The 13,604-nt window shown below is 64.7% G+C and carries 10 protein-coding genes and 3 tRNA genes; 1 reads left to right on the top strand and 12 read right to left on the bottom strand.

Going from position 1 to position 13,604, the window contains the following annotated elements; translation table 11 throughout:
- Positions 1-323: 323 nt before the first annotated feature.
- Positions 324-686, bottom strand: a complete 363-nt coding sequence (locus ACWETB_RS20425; RefSeq protein ID WP_373279122.1) for a helix-turn-helix domain-containing protein — start codon at positions 684-686, stop codon at positions 324-326.
- Between the two features lie 137 nt (positions 687-823).
- Between ACWETB_RS20425 and ACWETB_RS20430 the strand changes: the two genes are divergently transcribed.
- Positions 824-1,288 carry an HIT family protein gene (locus ACWETB_RS20430; RefSeq protein ID WP_157227928.1) on the top strand — a complete coding sequence of 155 codons (465 nt, stop codon included), beginning with the start codon at positions 824-826 and terminating at the stop codon, positions 1,286-1,288.
- On the opposite strand, the gene ACWETB_RS20435 is transcribed toward ACWETB_RS20430, so the two are convergent.
- The 11 genes from ACWETB_RS20435 to dnaN all read right to left on the bottom strand — a co-directional run bounded on the left by ACWETB_RS20435 (position 1,285) and on the right by dnaN (position 13,003).
- Entirely contained in the window at positions 1,285-2,310 is a 1,026-nt protein-coding gene (locus tag ACWETB_RS20435; protein WP_157227930.1) for a hypothetical protein, read from the bottom strand. The genes ACWETB_RS20430 and ACWETB_RS20435 overlap by 4 nt on opposite strands.
- Before the next feature lie 66 nt (positions 2,311-2,376).
- A tRNA-Ala gene (locus ACWETB_RS20440) sits at positions 2,377-2,449 on the bottom strand.
- A 73-nt stretch (positions 2,450-2,522) separates the two neighbouring features.
- Positions 2,523-2,601: transfer RNA gene (locus ACWETB_RS20445), tRNA-Ala, on the bottom strand.
- A gap of 72 nt (positions 2,602-2,673) precedes the next feature.
- Positions 2,674-2,747: transfer RNA gene (locus ACWETB_RS20450), tRNA-Ile, on the bottom strand.
- Positions 2,748-2,831: 84 nt separating this feature from the next.
- Positions 2,832-3,791, bottom strand: a complete 960-nt coding sequence (locus ACWETB_RS20455) for a DUF3566 domain-containing protein (protein ID WP_449743350.1) — start codon at positions 3,789-3,791, stop codon at positions 2,832-2,834.
- A 181-nt stretch (positions 3,792-3,972) separates the two neighbouring features.
- Entirely contained in the window at positions 3,973-6,459 is a 2,487-nt protein-coding gene (gyrA, locus tag ACWETB_RS20460; protein WP_452213264.1) for a DNA gyrase subunit A, read from the bottom strand.
- Positions 6,460-6,509: 50 nt separating this feature from the next.
- Positions 6,510-8,588, bottom strand: a complete 2,079-nt coding sequence (gyrB, locus tag ACWETB_RS20465; protein WP_348805418.1) for a DNA topoisomerase (ATP-hydrolyzing) subunit B — start codon at positions 8,586-8,588, stop codon at positions 6,510-6,512.
- A 320-nt stretch (positions 8,589-8,908) separates the two neighbouring features.
- On the bottom strand, positions 8,909-9,475 hold the full coding sequence (locus ACWETB_RS20470) for a DUF721 family protein (RefSeq protein WP_449743352.1): 567 nt from the start codon (positions 9,473-9,475) through the stop codon (positions 8,909-8,911).
- Entirely contained in the window at positions 9,472-10,779 is a 1,308-nt protein-coding gene (gene recF, locus ACWETB_RS20475) for a DNA replication/repair protein RecF (RefSeq protein ID WP_449743353.1), read from the bottom strand. Before recF ends, ACWETB_RS20470 begins: the two co-directional genes overlap by 4 nt.
- A 3-nt stretch (positions 10,780-10,782) precedes the next feature.
- On the bottom strand, positions 10,783-11,715 hold the full coding sequence (gene gnd, locus ACWETB_RS20480) for a phosphogluconate dehydrogenase (NAD(+)-dependent, decarboxylating) (protein ID WP_452213267.1): 933 nt from the start codon (positions 11,713-11,715) through the stop codon (positions 10,783-10,785).
- 106 nt (positions 11,716-11,821) lie between these two features.
- On the bottom strand, positions 11,822-13,003 hold the full coding sequence (gene dnaN, locus ACWETB_RS20485; RefSeq protein ID WP_348805423.1) for a DNA polymerase III subunit beta: 1,182 nt from the start codon (positions 13,001-13,003) through the stop codon (positions 11,822-11,824).
- Between the last annotated feature and the right edge of the window lie 601 nt (positions 13,004-13,604).

The raw sequence follows: 13,604 nt of genomic DNA on the forward strand, positions 1-13,604 counted from the left end.
GAGCCCGAATCGGGTTCGCGAGGACCAGTGGAAGCCACTACCCCACTCCACCAAACAGTCACTGGCTCACGAACAAGATGACGCCGCAGGTAGTCGCCAACACCGTGTTGTCAGCGACGGATCGGGAGCACTTGGACGGGTAGTCCTACAGGCAAGGAACCGGCGGCTCTACGCCGAATTACGTTGGCAGACAGATAGAATGCAGCGCAGCAGATACCTGGGAGAAGTGAACGAGGCAACACGCAAAAAGAACCTTGCGATGGGATGGCGGCTCGCCGCCAACCGCGGCTTTACGTCCGCCAGTGTGCCCGATCCGCCTAGTGTCAACGATCAGTAGGAACGCGCCGAGGGGCCGCTCGACCAAGCGCATCATTGAGGCTCGCTACCGCTGTCCGCAAGTCATCGACGACGGCTTGCAAGTCCAGGTTCTGTTGCAACAGCTCGTCATATTCGGCGCGACCGACGCAGTTCCCCTCAACGTGCATGTGGAGGTCGCCAGCAAGTTCTTCCCGAGCATCGTGCACCGACGCTGCAGATACTCGAGTTCGTCCAGGTCGCACAGAAGTAGAAAGCTCGCCGTCCGCGAGTCGCCGGGAGATCGTGGAGACGCTGACATTGAGCAATCTCGCAGCGTCTTGCAGCGAGTACCCATCATCGTCATTTGACGGCCAACTGATATCGTGCACGCTTCACCTCCTGTCACCTCCTCTTGCTAGTCTGTCATTACAACGTCAAATGACATCCGTGTAGTTTGCGGTTTGCGCTCTTGCGCAGCGCACGGCAGAGTGTCGATTAGAACGTACGTTCGATGGTGAGGTGGGCAATGACGGTCGTAGTCGACAACACGAACGTGGTAAGGGCCGGAGTTCCGTCGTCGCTGGACAGCGGCTGCCCAGCATGCGGCTTCAGTCTCTGGCTGCCGATCGCTGAACTCTCCGTGTCTCGGGTTGGCCTCTACGACGATGCGAGATTTCCAGGTCGCGTGATCGTCTCGGCCATTGAGCATTTCGACCACCTTGACGATGTGGAGCCCAGCTACCTGGCGCAATTCATGGTGGATGTTCAGCGTGTCAGTTCAGCACTTCGGTCGCTCGGTGACGTGGAGCGAACCAACATGGCCATCCTGGGCAACCGCGACGCACACGTGCATGCACACGTCTTCCCTCGCAGGCTCGACGATGCCAATGCTGGCCGAGCACCTTGGGATCAAGCGCCACCCCACACGAAACTCAGTCCCGAGACCCGTAATCGGATTTGCTCAGAAATCCGGTACGCGCTGCTTGGCTAGAACAGCATGTAGCTCTTCGTCGCCTCAATGACGTTGGGAGACGTGAAGATCGCCGCCAACGCATCATCCAACTCGTCGGCCGACGCCTTGAGTGCCATGTAGTCAGCGTCCTGCTCGCGATCATCCCAATCGATTCCATCGAACCTCTGGCGCTGCTCCTTTGATCCTGTAGCCGCCAGAAAATCATTCAGCACCCGACACACCACCCTCGTGTTCTCGACAGCGTCAGCGTCATCGAGTCGGGTAGTAGTCGCGATCAGCCGGCACAGCGGCGGATCGTCGAACAGTGCAGCCAGCTCGTTGATGTAGGTATCGCGATCATTTGAGCTCGGCGAGACCGTGATTAGTGGAAGTACCGAACTGGCAAGCAGAATTTTCCTAGTGATTCTGAGCTTCAAGTACCGCAGAATCATCTTTTGCTGATCATGACTGCCGTCCCGCTTTGCCTGAAAATCGACCGTGATTGTCCGCCAGTACCGCAGCACGTCGTTGATCAGGAAGCGAGGAGGGCCCATCGAACTCCTGCTCGTGGTGTAGCGATCAATTATCGCCCGCACGATCTGCGATCTGATGTCACCGCCGGTGAGGCTGACCGACTCCAAGAGGATTTCCATCCGCCGCGTGTGCGAGATGTTGGTGTCGTCTTGAAGCCCCACACGTTCGATCAAATCGAACATCCCCACGGCCTGCCCAAAGATTCCGGACGCACCAGGCTTCCCGTCAAGCTCGGCCACTAACCGGTGAATCTGATGACCAGCATCGCGCAATGCCGCAAAACGCAGACTGCTAGAGACAATCAGGTAGTCGACGTCGCTAGCGTCTGAGTGTTCTTGCCGCGCCAAGGAGCCACACGCGAGTACATCGACGGTGTCAGGACTGATTCCCTCCACGCCCTCGATAATCTGCTGCACCTTACCTGCGAGCATCTCTCGAGTGCTGATCGACCGAGTGCAAAGATCCCGAAGTGTCCGCAACTCGTCGGCGGCGGGCACGATCTCAGCAACTGCGTCGCGAACATCCACCGGACGGCCACCTCTCACGTACGTCTGCCGCGAGGCCACCGACACCCGCTGCGCGAACATCAAGAGTGGAGACTAGGGGATTCGAACCCCTGACCCTCGCCTTGCAAAGGCGATGCTCTACCAACTGAGCTAAGTCCCCTTGTTCAATTATTCAAGCCCACCGTCGCGGACATGTCCACGACAGCGAACCCGCAGGTTCTCAGCCTCTCACCTGGCGGAGCTCCAGATAAAATTCGAACTCCTGACATCTGCCTTGCAAAGGCAGCGCTCTACCAACTGAGCTAAGGCCCCTCGCCGACCGTGTGATCGACGTTTTCGGGTCGGGATCTCGCGCTGCGAAACCGCTGCTGCGAGTGATCCCAGTGGGCCTAGGAGGACTTGAACCTCCGACCTCTTCGTTATCAGCGAAGCGCTCTAACCGCCTGAGCTATAGGCCCTTGAACCGAGGACAGAGATTACCCGACGTAGTGCCCGGACACCAAAACGCCTCCGGAACACCGGCTCTGACCTGCGCCGATCCTCTAGTCGAGGTCGGCGAGCGTGACCTCGAGTCCGCCGACCATATCGGCCACCAGGTTGTAGATGTAGGCACCGATGGTGGCCAGCGCGGTGATTAGGATTCCGTTCACGACGCCGAGGATGCCCGCGTACAGAAACACGCTGCCGGCACCGATGATGTCGCCACTGGTGGCACCGTCGGCGGTCACCAACGTTCCGAAGGAACTGTTGACCTGTTCCCACACACCCATGCCGTCGAGGACCAGGTAGAGCACGGCCACGGCGATCATCCAGATCACAAAGCCGACGATGGCGAGCACGCCGACCACCTTGAAGGTCGCCCACGGATCGAGACGGCGGACCTGAACGGCGGCGCGCAGGGCTCGTCCGGAGCCGACCTGCGTCGGTGCGGAGCGGGTCGCCACACCGGCCGCAGCCGCAGCGGCACCCGCTCGTGTCGCCTCGCCGGAGGTGTGGTGGATCTCGTCGAGGTCGGGCAGCTTCTCCCCCGCCGACGGTTCGCGTGCGATCGTCCGCGTCGGTGTCTCCACAAACCGGCCGCGGGGTGCCTCTGTCGTCGGTGCGGCCGGACCCACCGGCGGCGCGTCGAGCTTCTTCACCGGTGCCTGCTGGCCACTCATGCTCGCGGCGGCGGTGCCACTGCCGGTGACCACGCCGCGCGGGGTGCCGGTGCGGCCGTTGACGATCTGTTCGGTCGGGGCGCTGCTCGACGGCATCGGGGCCTGCGCCGAACCAACCGGGTTGGTGCCGTCGGGGCCACCCGGACCACGCTGCCACGGCGGCACCAGACCACCGCGCTGCGGACCCGGCTGGGGACCGGACGTCGACGGGGAAGCTCCGGACGGCGATCCGGCAGTGGGAATGCTCGTCGTGGTGGCCACGTCATCGGAGGCACCCGACGCCGTGGGTCCCTTCGCCGGGGACGGCGATGTCTTCTTGTCCGGGTCGTTCGGTTGGCTCACTGGCGTCTTATCCTCACTCGGCACGTCCGCGGTGGCTTCCTACTGCTCTGGCCGCAATGGCTCCACCCTAACCGTTGTGGCCGTCACACAAGTCGAGCCACGACGCTGTTCCGGCGTCGCGGCCCGTCTTGTGTCCGAATTGTTTTGTTGGCGAAGTGGCCCTCGCCTACCCGAGGGTCCTCTACTCGGCGTCGGGGTCGGGTTCGTCGGCGTTGCGGGCAATCGCCAGCAGCGTGGTCCCCTCATCGAGGTTCATCAGGCGCACACCCTTGGTCTGGCGACCGGCCTTGCGGACCTGCTTGGCCGCCGTGCGGATGACGCCGCCACCGGAGGTGATGGCGTACAGCTCGGTGTCGTCGTCGACGATGAGGGCGCCGATCAGGGTGCCGCGTCGACGATCGTGCTGGATCGTCAGGACGCCCTTGCCGCCACGTCCCTGCACCGGGTAGTCATCCATGCCGGTGCGCTTGGCGTAGCCGCCCGACGTCGCGACCAGCAAGTATGTGCCCTCGCGAACGACATTGAGCGACAACAGCTGATCGTCCTCGTTGAACCGCATGCCCTGGACACCCGAGGTGGCCCGGCCCATCGGACGCAGTGCCTCGTCGTCGGCGTGGAACCGGATCGACTGCCCCTTGTCGCTGACCAGCAGCAGGTCGTCGTCGGCGCTGCACAGCTGTGCACCCACCAACTCATCCCCACCGCGCAGATTGATCGCGGTGATGCCGCCGGAACGGTTCGAGTCGAAGTCCTCGAGCTTGGACTTCTTCACCAACCCGTTGCGGGTGGCGAGCACCAGGTACGGGGCGTCGGTGTAGGCCTTGATCTGGATGACCTGCGCGATGCGCTCCTCCGGCTGGAAGGCCAGCAGGTTGGCCACATGCTGACCGCGGGCGGTGCGGTTGGCCTCCGGCAGTTCATACGCCTTGGCGCGGTAGACCCGGCCCTTGGTGGTGAAGAACAGGATCCAGTCGTGGGTGGAGCACACGAAGAAGTGCGCCACGATGTCGTCCTGCTTGAGGCCGGCACCCTGCACACCCTTGCCGCCGCGTCGCTGACTGCGATACAGATCGGTCTTGGTGCGCTTGGCGTAGCCGGTCTCGGTGATGGTGACGACGACGTCCTCGCGGGCGATGAGATCCTCGTCGGTGACGTCGCCGTCGGCGGCGATGATCTTCGTGCGACGTTCGTCGCCGTACTTCTCCACGACGACGGTCAGCTCGTCACGCACGATCGACCGTTGACGCTCGGGCCGGGCGAGGATGTCCTTGTAATCCTCGATCTCGCGCTCGATCTCGGCGAGGTCGTCGATGATCTTCTGCCGCTCCAACGCCGACAGCCGGCGCAGCTGCATGGCGAGGATCGCATCGGCCTGGATCTCATCGATCTCCAGCAGATCCATCAACCCGGTGCGGGCGGCCTCGGTGTTGGCCGACGCGCGGATCAACGCGATCACTTCGTCAAGGGCGTCAAGAGCTTTCACCAGACCGCGCAGGATGTGGGCGCGCTCCTCGGCCTTGCGCAACCGGTAGCGGGTACGCCGCACGATGACGTCGATCTGATGGGCCACGTAGTAGCGGATCATCTGGTCCAGGCGCAGGGTGCGGGGCACACCGTCGACGATGGACAACATGTTGGCGCCGAAGCTGGTCTGCAACTGGCTGTGCTTGTAGAGGTTGTTCAGCACCACCTTGGCGACCGCGTCGCGGCGCAGGGTGACGACGACGCGCAGACCCACACGATCGGAGGAGTGATCCTCGATCTTGCTGATGCCCTTGAGCTTTCCCTCGTTCACCTGCTCGGCGATGGAGGCGATCATGTTGTCTGGGTTGACCTGATACGGCAACTCGGTGATGACGATCTGGGTGGCGCCGCCCTTGGCTTCCTCGATGGAGGTGACGCCGCGCATGCGGATCGAGCCGCGGCCGGTCGTGTAGGCGTCCTTGATCCCCTGACCGCCGACAATCAAACCGGCCGTGGGGAAGTCGGGACCCTTGATGCGCTCCATGCACGCGGCCAGGGTGGTCTCGTCGTCGGCCTCGAAGTTCTCGAGCGCCCAGAAAATGGCCTCGGCGACCTCGTTGAGGTTGTGCGGCGGGATGTTGGTGGCCATACCGACGGCGATACCGCCGGATCCGTTCATCAACAGGTTCGGGATACGCGCCGGCAACACCGTCGGCTCGTTGGTCTTGCCGTCGTAGTTGGGCGTGAAATCGACTGTGTCCTCGTCGATGTCGCGCAACATCTCCATTGCGAGGGGGGTCAGCCGGGCCTCGGTGTAACGCATGGCGGCGGGGCCGTCGTTGCCGCGGGAACCGAAATTGCCCTGACCGTCGATCAGCGGGTAGCGCATCGACCACGGCTGGGCGAGCCGCACCAGCGCGTCGTAGATCGCCGAGTTACCGTGCGGATGGTAGTTACCCATCGTCTCCGCAACGGGTTTCGCCGATTTGACGTAGCTGCGGTCGGGACGGAAACCGGCGTCGAAGGATGCGTAGAGCAGGCGGCGGTGTACCGGCTTGAGACCGTCGCGGACCTCGGGGAGCGCACGGCCGACAATCACGCTCATCGCGTAATCGATGTAGCTGTTCTGCATCTCCTGGCCGAGATCGACCGGTTCGACGCGGTCGCCTTCGCCGCCGGCGGGCGGCAGTGTGGTGTCAGTCATGAAGTGTCCTTGTCAAGGTGTCGACGTCTGCTCACGCGGGGGGCGTGGAATCAGACATCAAGGAAGCGAACGTCTTTCGCGTTGCGGGCGATGAAGCTGCGGCGTGCGACGACGTCCTCGCCCATCAGCACCGAGAAGAGTTCGTCGGCAGCGGCGGCGTCGTCGAGGGTCACCTGACGCAGTGTGCGGGTGACCGGGTCCATGGTCGTCTCCCACAGCTCGCTCGGGTTCATCTCGCCGAGACCCTTGTAACGCTGGATGCCGTCGTCGGTGTTGATCTTCTTGCCGTTCTCCAGACCGGCGGCCACCATGGCGTCGCGTTCCCGGTCGGAGTAGGCATACTCGGCCTCGGCACCCTTCTGCCACTTGAGTTTGTAGAGCGGCGGCTGCGCCAGATAGACGTGGCCGTGCTCGATCAGCGGTCGCATGAATCGGAACAGCAGGGTCAAGAGCAGCGTCGAAATGTGCTGGCCGTCGACGTCGGCGTCGGCCATCAGCACGATCTTGTAGTACCGCAGCTTGCCCAGATCGAACTCGTCGTGGATGCCGGTGCCGAACGCGGTGATGATCGACTGGACCTCGGCGTTCTTCAGCACGCGGTCGATCCGAGCCTTCTCGACGTTGATGATCTTGCCGCGCAACGGAAGGATCGCCTGGTACATCGAGTCGCGGCCGGTCTTGGCCGAACCGCCGGCGGAGTCGCCCTCCACCAGGTAGATCTCACACTTGCTGGGATCGTTGCTGCGGCAGTCGGCCAGCTTGCCGGGCAGGCCACCGATGTCGGTGGCGCTCTTGCGGCGCACCAGATCTCGCGCCTTGCGGGCCGCGAGCCGGGCGTGCGCGGAGTCGACGGCCTTGTTGACGATCACCTTCGCCTCGGCCGGGTTGGCCTCGAACCAGTGCTCGAGGTGCTCGCCGGAGGCCTTCTGCACGAAGCTCTTCACCTCGGTATTGCCGAGCTTGGTCTTGGTCTGGCCCTCGAACTGCGGTTCGGCGACCTTGACCGAGATGACCGCGGCAAGTCCTTCGCGGATGTCGTCGCCGGTGAGGTTGGAGTCCTTCTCCTTGAGCAACTTCTTGTCGCGTGCATAGGAATTCACCACGCGGGTCAGTGCCGCACGGAAACCCTCCTCATGCGTGCCGCCCTCGTGGGTGTTGATGGTGTTGGCGAAGGTGTGCACCGACTCGGAGTACCCGTCGTTCCACTGCATCGCGATCTCGACCTCGTGGCCGGTGCCCTTGCCGGTGAAGCCGATGACCGACTTGTGGATCGGGTGCTTGGTGCGGTTGATGTGCTTGATGTAGTCGACCAGGCCGTCCGGGTAGTGGTACGTCCGGGTCTTGGGTTTCGCTGCGGCAGCGGCCTTTTCGGCTTCACTCTTGACGGCTTCGGCGGCCTCCGGGTCACCGCTGTCGGCGTCGCCGTTGGGATCGCCGGGCGGTTCGATTGCCTTGGGTCGCTCGTCGGTGAGGGTGATGGTCAGACCCTTGTTGAGGAAGGCCATCTCCTGGAGGCGACGCGACACCGTCTCGGCGTTGAACTCGGTGGTCTCGGTAAAGATCCCCGCATCCGGCCAGAACCGAACCGTGGTGCCGGTCTTGCGGGTGGGCTCACCCTTGATCAGCCCGTCCGGCTTGGACGCGGTGAACGTCTCGTTCCAGTGGTAGCCGTCGACATCCACCTCCACCTCGACCTTGGTGGACAGCGCGTTGACCACGGAGATACCCACGCCGTGCAGACCACCGGACACCGCGTAGGCATCAGAGTCGAACTTGCCGCCGGCGTGCAGCTGGGTGAGCACGACCTCGACGGTGGGCACACCGGTGGCATGCATTGCGACCGGGATACCGCGGCCGTCGTCGACGACCTGGACACCGCCGTCGGCGAGCAGCGTCACGTCGACCTTGGTCGCGAAGCCGGCCATCGCCTCGTCGACCGAGTTGTCGACGACCTCCCAGATCAGATGGTGCAGACCCCGCTCACCGGTCGAGCCGATGTACATGCCGGGTCGCTTACGCACCGCCTCGAGACCTTCGAGGATGCTGATCGACTCGGCACCATATTCGGACGGCTTCTTTCGGGGCTTCTTCGATCCCGAGCCACCGGTCTTGTCGCTGCTTTCGGCCACGAGGTGCTAGCGCTCCTGTTCTGCTCTCGATGGGCCCGACGCCATCGGGGGTGATCAGCACAAAATCGCCCGCGCGGTCACCGGCGGCGTACAACCTCTGCTGCGCGTGCACCGGCGCCCTGTCACGGGCTGCTGATCCCCCAGTCGGGACAACACGGTCCAGTGTACTGCCTCAAACGAGTAGAAACCCGCATCAGGGGCCGCTGAATCGCGCGCAGACCGATTTTTTTCGACATCTGCCGGTCCGGTCGTGGTCCGTGGAGAAAATCTGCCTCAGATTCTTTCCTGGCGAGAAATCACCCGGCGCGGGCGCGGCCATCTCAGCCGTAGGTGTCCCGCGGTCCGCGACCACCCCGCACATGTCGCTCACCCTTGCGCCACGACGGCCCCTTGGGGCCGGTGATCCGCAGGGACGTCACCACCCCGTCGCCGATGGCCGCGGCGATCTTCGCCAGGATCTGGGCCTGGACGTACCGTAGCTGCGTCGCCCACGCCGTCGACTCGGCCTGCACATGTAAGACCTTCTCGCGCAACGACGTTGGCTGCGCGTGGGCGGCGATGTCGGCTCCGACGATCTGTTCCCACATGCCGAACAGGGTGCCCTCGGCGATCTGCGGCTGCCAGCCGCGCTCACGCGCGATGCCGCCGACGAGGCGTCCGAATGGTTGCGGATCCCGGGAGTCGGGGCCCGCGCCGGACCAGCTGCGGCGCCCACCCCGCCGCACCCCGGACGAGCGGCGCGACGGTGATGCCCGTCCCTGACCGACGGACTTTCCGGCGGCGCGGGCCGAGGCACGGGCCTCTTCCAGTGCCCGGCGGGCACGCTCGTATCCGCTCATGCCGTCGGGACCCACCGGCCGCGGATCGGCGGACTCTGACTCGGTCATTCCGACAGTCTCCCCTCGACCTCCGACAGCATCGACTCGGACACTGACGGCTCGGACACTGTCGGCTCGAGGGATTCCGAAACAGCGGTGTCCGGGGGCTCGGGAGCCGGCTCCGCCGTCCCGGCGTCGTCGGTGACGGCCACCACCGTGGATTGGCGAGTGCCGTCGACCTCGACCAGGTCGACGCTGATGCGTCGGCCCCCGAGGCCCTCGGGGATGTCGTCGGCGACGGCGGCGGTGATGAGGATCTGCTCTGCGCCGCTGGTGAATTCGGCTAGTTTGCGTCGTCGCGCGGCATCGAGTTCGGCGAACACGTCGTCGAGCATGATCACCGGTTCGACGCCCTCCGCACGGGTCAATTCCACCGATCCCAGCCGCAGCGCCAACGCCAGCGACCACGATTCGCCATGACTTGCGAAGCCCTTCGCGATGTCGTCGCCGAGGATCAGGTCGACGTCGTCGCGGTGCGGCCCGACCAGCGACATCCCGCGGTCGATCTCCTTGTCACGCATCGCCGCGAGCCGGGTGAGCAGCACCTCACGGATCTGCTCGGGGTCGGCGGCGAGCCCGGCCGGCGGAAGGACGTCGTCTCCCGCGGAAGCCCGGTAGCGCAGATCCGCCGGTCGGGAATGCGGCGCGATGGCGGCATAGGAACCGGAGAAGTGTGGTGCCAGTTCGGTGAGCAGGTCGATGCGCGCGGCGGTGACCTGGCTGCCGTGCTCGGCCAACGCGCCATCCCAGACGTCGAGGGTGCTGATCACCGAATCTGCCTCGGATCCACCGCGACGCAGGGCGGCGCCTGCGGTCTTGAGCAATGCCGACCGCTGTCGGAGCACCCTGTCGTAGTCGGCACGGGCCGCCGCCCACCGCGGTCCGCGCTGGGCCACGAGTTCGTCGACGAAGCGCCGGCGATCGGCCGGATCGCCGCGCACCAGCAACAGATCCTCGGGGGCGAACAGCACAGTCCGTAAGACGCCCAACAGATCTCGGGGCCGGCGTTGCGGGGAGGTGTTGAGCCACGCCTTGTTGGCACCCTCGGCGTTGATCTGCAACGACGCCGTCAGTTCGCGGCCCGCATTCTCCACGGTGGCGGTGACGGTCGCCGACGACATCGACGAACGAACGAGTGGCGCATCGGAACTCACCCGATGAGACCGCATGGTGGCGAGGTAGAACAGGGCCTCGACGAGGTTGGTCTTTCCGAAGCCGTTGCGGCCGGTGATGATGGTCGGCCCGGGACGCAGTTCGAGATCGACACTGCGCCACGACCGGAAGTCGCGCAGGTGCAGTTCGCGGACGAACACGGCTCAGGCGGTCGGCGAACTCGGCGGTGCACCACTGGACCCGACCGAACGGCCCGTGGTATCACGAACGGCGTGGCCGCCGAACTGATTTCGTAACGCGGACACCGCTTTCAGAGCCGGCGACCCGTCCTGGCGGGAGGCGAAGCGGGCGAACAGCGCTGCGGAGATGACGTTGGCCGGAACCGAGTGCCGGATGGCCTCCTCGACGGTCCAGCGACCCTCACCGGAGTCGGTGGTGTAGTCGGAGATACCGGCCAGTCCCGGATCCTCCTGCAACGCCCGTACCAGTAGATCCAGCAACCACGACCGGATGACCGTGCCATGAGTCCACGCCCGCAGCGTGCCCTCGACGTCGGTGATCAGCGGCTCGGCCGACAGCAGTTCGTATCCCTCACCGTAGGCGTGCATCAGTCCGTACTCGATGCCGTTGTGCACCATCTTGGCGTAGTGACCCGCCCCGACCGGACCGGCATGCACGAATCCGTCGGCCCGGTCACCCTCCGGTCGCAACGCGTCGAAGATCGGCATGGCGCGCTCGATGTCGGCCTCGGAACCGCCCACCATCAGCCCGTAACCGTTCTCCAACCCCCAGACACCGCCGGACACACCGCAGTCGATGTAGCCGATTCCCTTGTCTCCCAACAATTTCGAGTGCTGATGATCGTCGGTGTAGCGGGAGTTGCCACCGTCGATGACGATGTCACCGGGGTCCAACGCGTCGGCGAGGGAGGCGATGGTGGATCGGGTGGGGTCACCGGAGGGAACCATCACCCAGATCACCCGCGGCGCATCGAGGGCGGCGACGAGATCGGTGAGGGATCCGACGTCGGTGACGTCCGGACGCGGGTCGTAGCCGACCACCTGGTGCCCGGCGTCAGCGATCCGGGTGCGCATGTTGGCACCCATCTTTCCCAGTCCGACGAGGCCCAGTTGCATCGCAGTCCTTCCGATCTGAGTGCCGAGATGTGGTTGAGCGACAACGATTTTCGCAGACGATCACTCGTCGCGGACGGCGGTCGTCTGGCGACGTCCGCGGGACGGATCAGCCGGGCAACCGGACCGGCATCAGCAGGTAGCTGAACGCGCTGTCGGGAGCGACGAACGCACCGGATTCGTCGGCGACGGGGGCCTCACCGTTGGAGATCCGCAGCACTGCGGGCCGGCTCGGCGTCGTGAAACCGAAATCCACCGACTTCGCGTTGATCGCCGACAATCCGTCCTGCAGGTACCCCGGGTTGAACGCGATGGTCAGCGGTTCACCCTGGAAGACGACCTCGAGTTCTTCCTCGGCCTTGCCGGCCTCGTCGCCGCCGGCCGTCAGCAGCACCGAGCCCTCGGTGAACTCCATCCGGACCTGCGCACCGCGCTCGGCCACCAGCGCAACACGCTTGATCGCCTCGATGAGCGGAGCACTCTCGATGGTGGCGACCGCGGTGTGCGACGCCGGCAGCAACTGCCGGAACTTCGGGAACTCCGCGTCGAGCAGCCGGGTGGTGTTCTGCTTGGTCGCGCCCATAATCCCCAGGATCCCTTCGGCACCGATGGCGTCGCCCGCTCCGAAGGCCAACCGGACCGAACCGGTCCCCTCGGCGCCCGCGGTCTTCGCGCTCTCCGACAGGGTCTTGGCCGGCACCAGCACCGCACCGCTCACGTCCGGCTGCACCGGTTCCCATTCCAGTTCACGCACCGCGAGCCGGAAGCGGTCGGTCGCGGCCAGAACCACCGAATTACCCTCGATCTCGACCCGCACACCGGTGAGCATCGGCAGGGTGTCGTCGCGACCGGCGGCCACCGCAACCTGTGAGACCGCCTCGGCGAACACATCCGCGGGGATGGATCCGGTGACCGCGGGCACCTCGGGAAGCTGCGGATAGTCCTCGACCGGCATCGTCGGCAAGGAGAACTTGGCGCTACCGCAGGCGATCGCGACCCGGGATCCGTCCAGACTCACATCGACCGGTTTCGACGGAAGTGCTCGGGTGATGTCGGCCAGCAAGCGGCCCGACACCAGGACCTTGCCGGGTTCGGCGATCTCCGCGGAGATCGACTCCTGGGCGGAGACCTCGTAATCGAACCCGGAGATCGTCAGGCCACCACCGGTCGTCTCGTCGGAGGCATCGAGAACCACACATCCGAGCACCGGAACGGGGGGACGGGACGGCAGGCTACGGGCAACCCAGGCAACGGATTCGGAGAACTCGTCGCGCGCGACACGGAACTTCATAACGGGGGATGCGTCCTTCTCTCGGTTGCGTCTGCCGGGTTCGGAAATCGTCGTCGCCGATGCGTGGTCGGTGCCGGGCAGCGCACGGGCAGGCGGCCACGATCGAGGATCGGGAGTTCCCACTCTAGAACGCCGATACGACCCGGTGGGTGATTGGGGTCAAGTCGCCACGCCGGGAGATCGGCGATCTCGACCGGCCCGGCCCGCATGTGTGTACACACATGCTTCTTGAAAGAAGATCTCTTGAAGAAGAGATCAACAATAGTTGTAGGCACTGTGGATCCTGTGGAGTTCATGCCATCGTTCGAGGACAGTGGGCATTCGGTGCTGTGGATGGCCGGTGGAGGAATGCTGGACGTCTGACCCCGTCGATGTGGATGACCGGTGTTGTTCGTTTTCTGTCCACCCTCTGTGCACAGCTTGGGGCCAGAAATCCCACGATTCATGCACATGTGGCGACCTGGGGATTTGCGGCCTGACGGGGCACGTGCCGAGCCGGGATCCGGGGGGTTCACACGTCGCGCACCTCGGGCACGGGTTGAGAGTTGGTGTCCTGGGACGACGTCCCCGGCGTGCGAGCACGGCCCATAGGGACAGCCGC

The sequence above is a fragment of the Gordonia sp. NPDC003950 genome, from assembly GCF_053605205.1.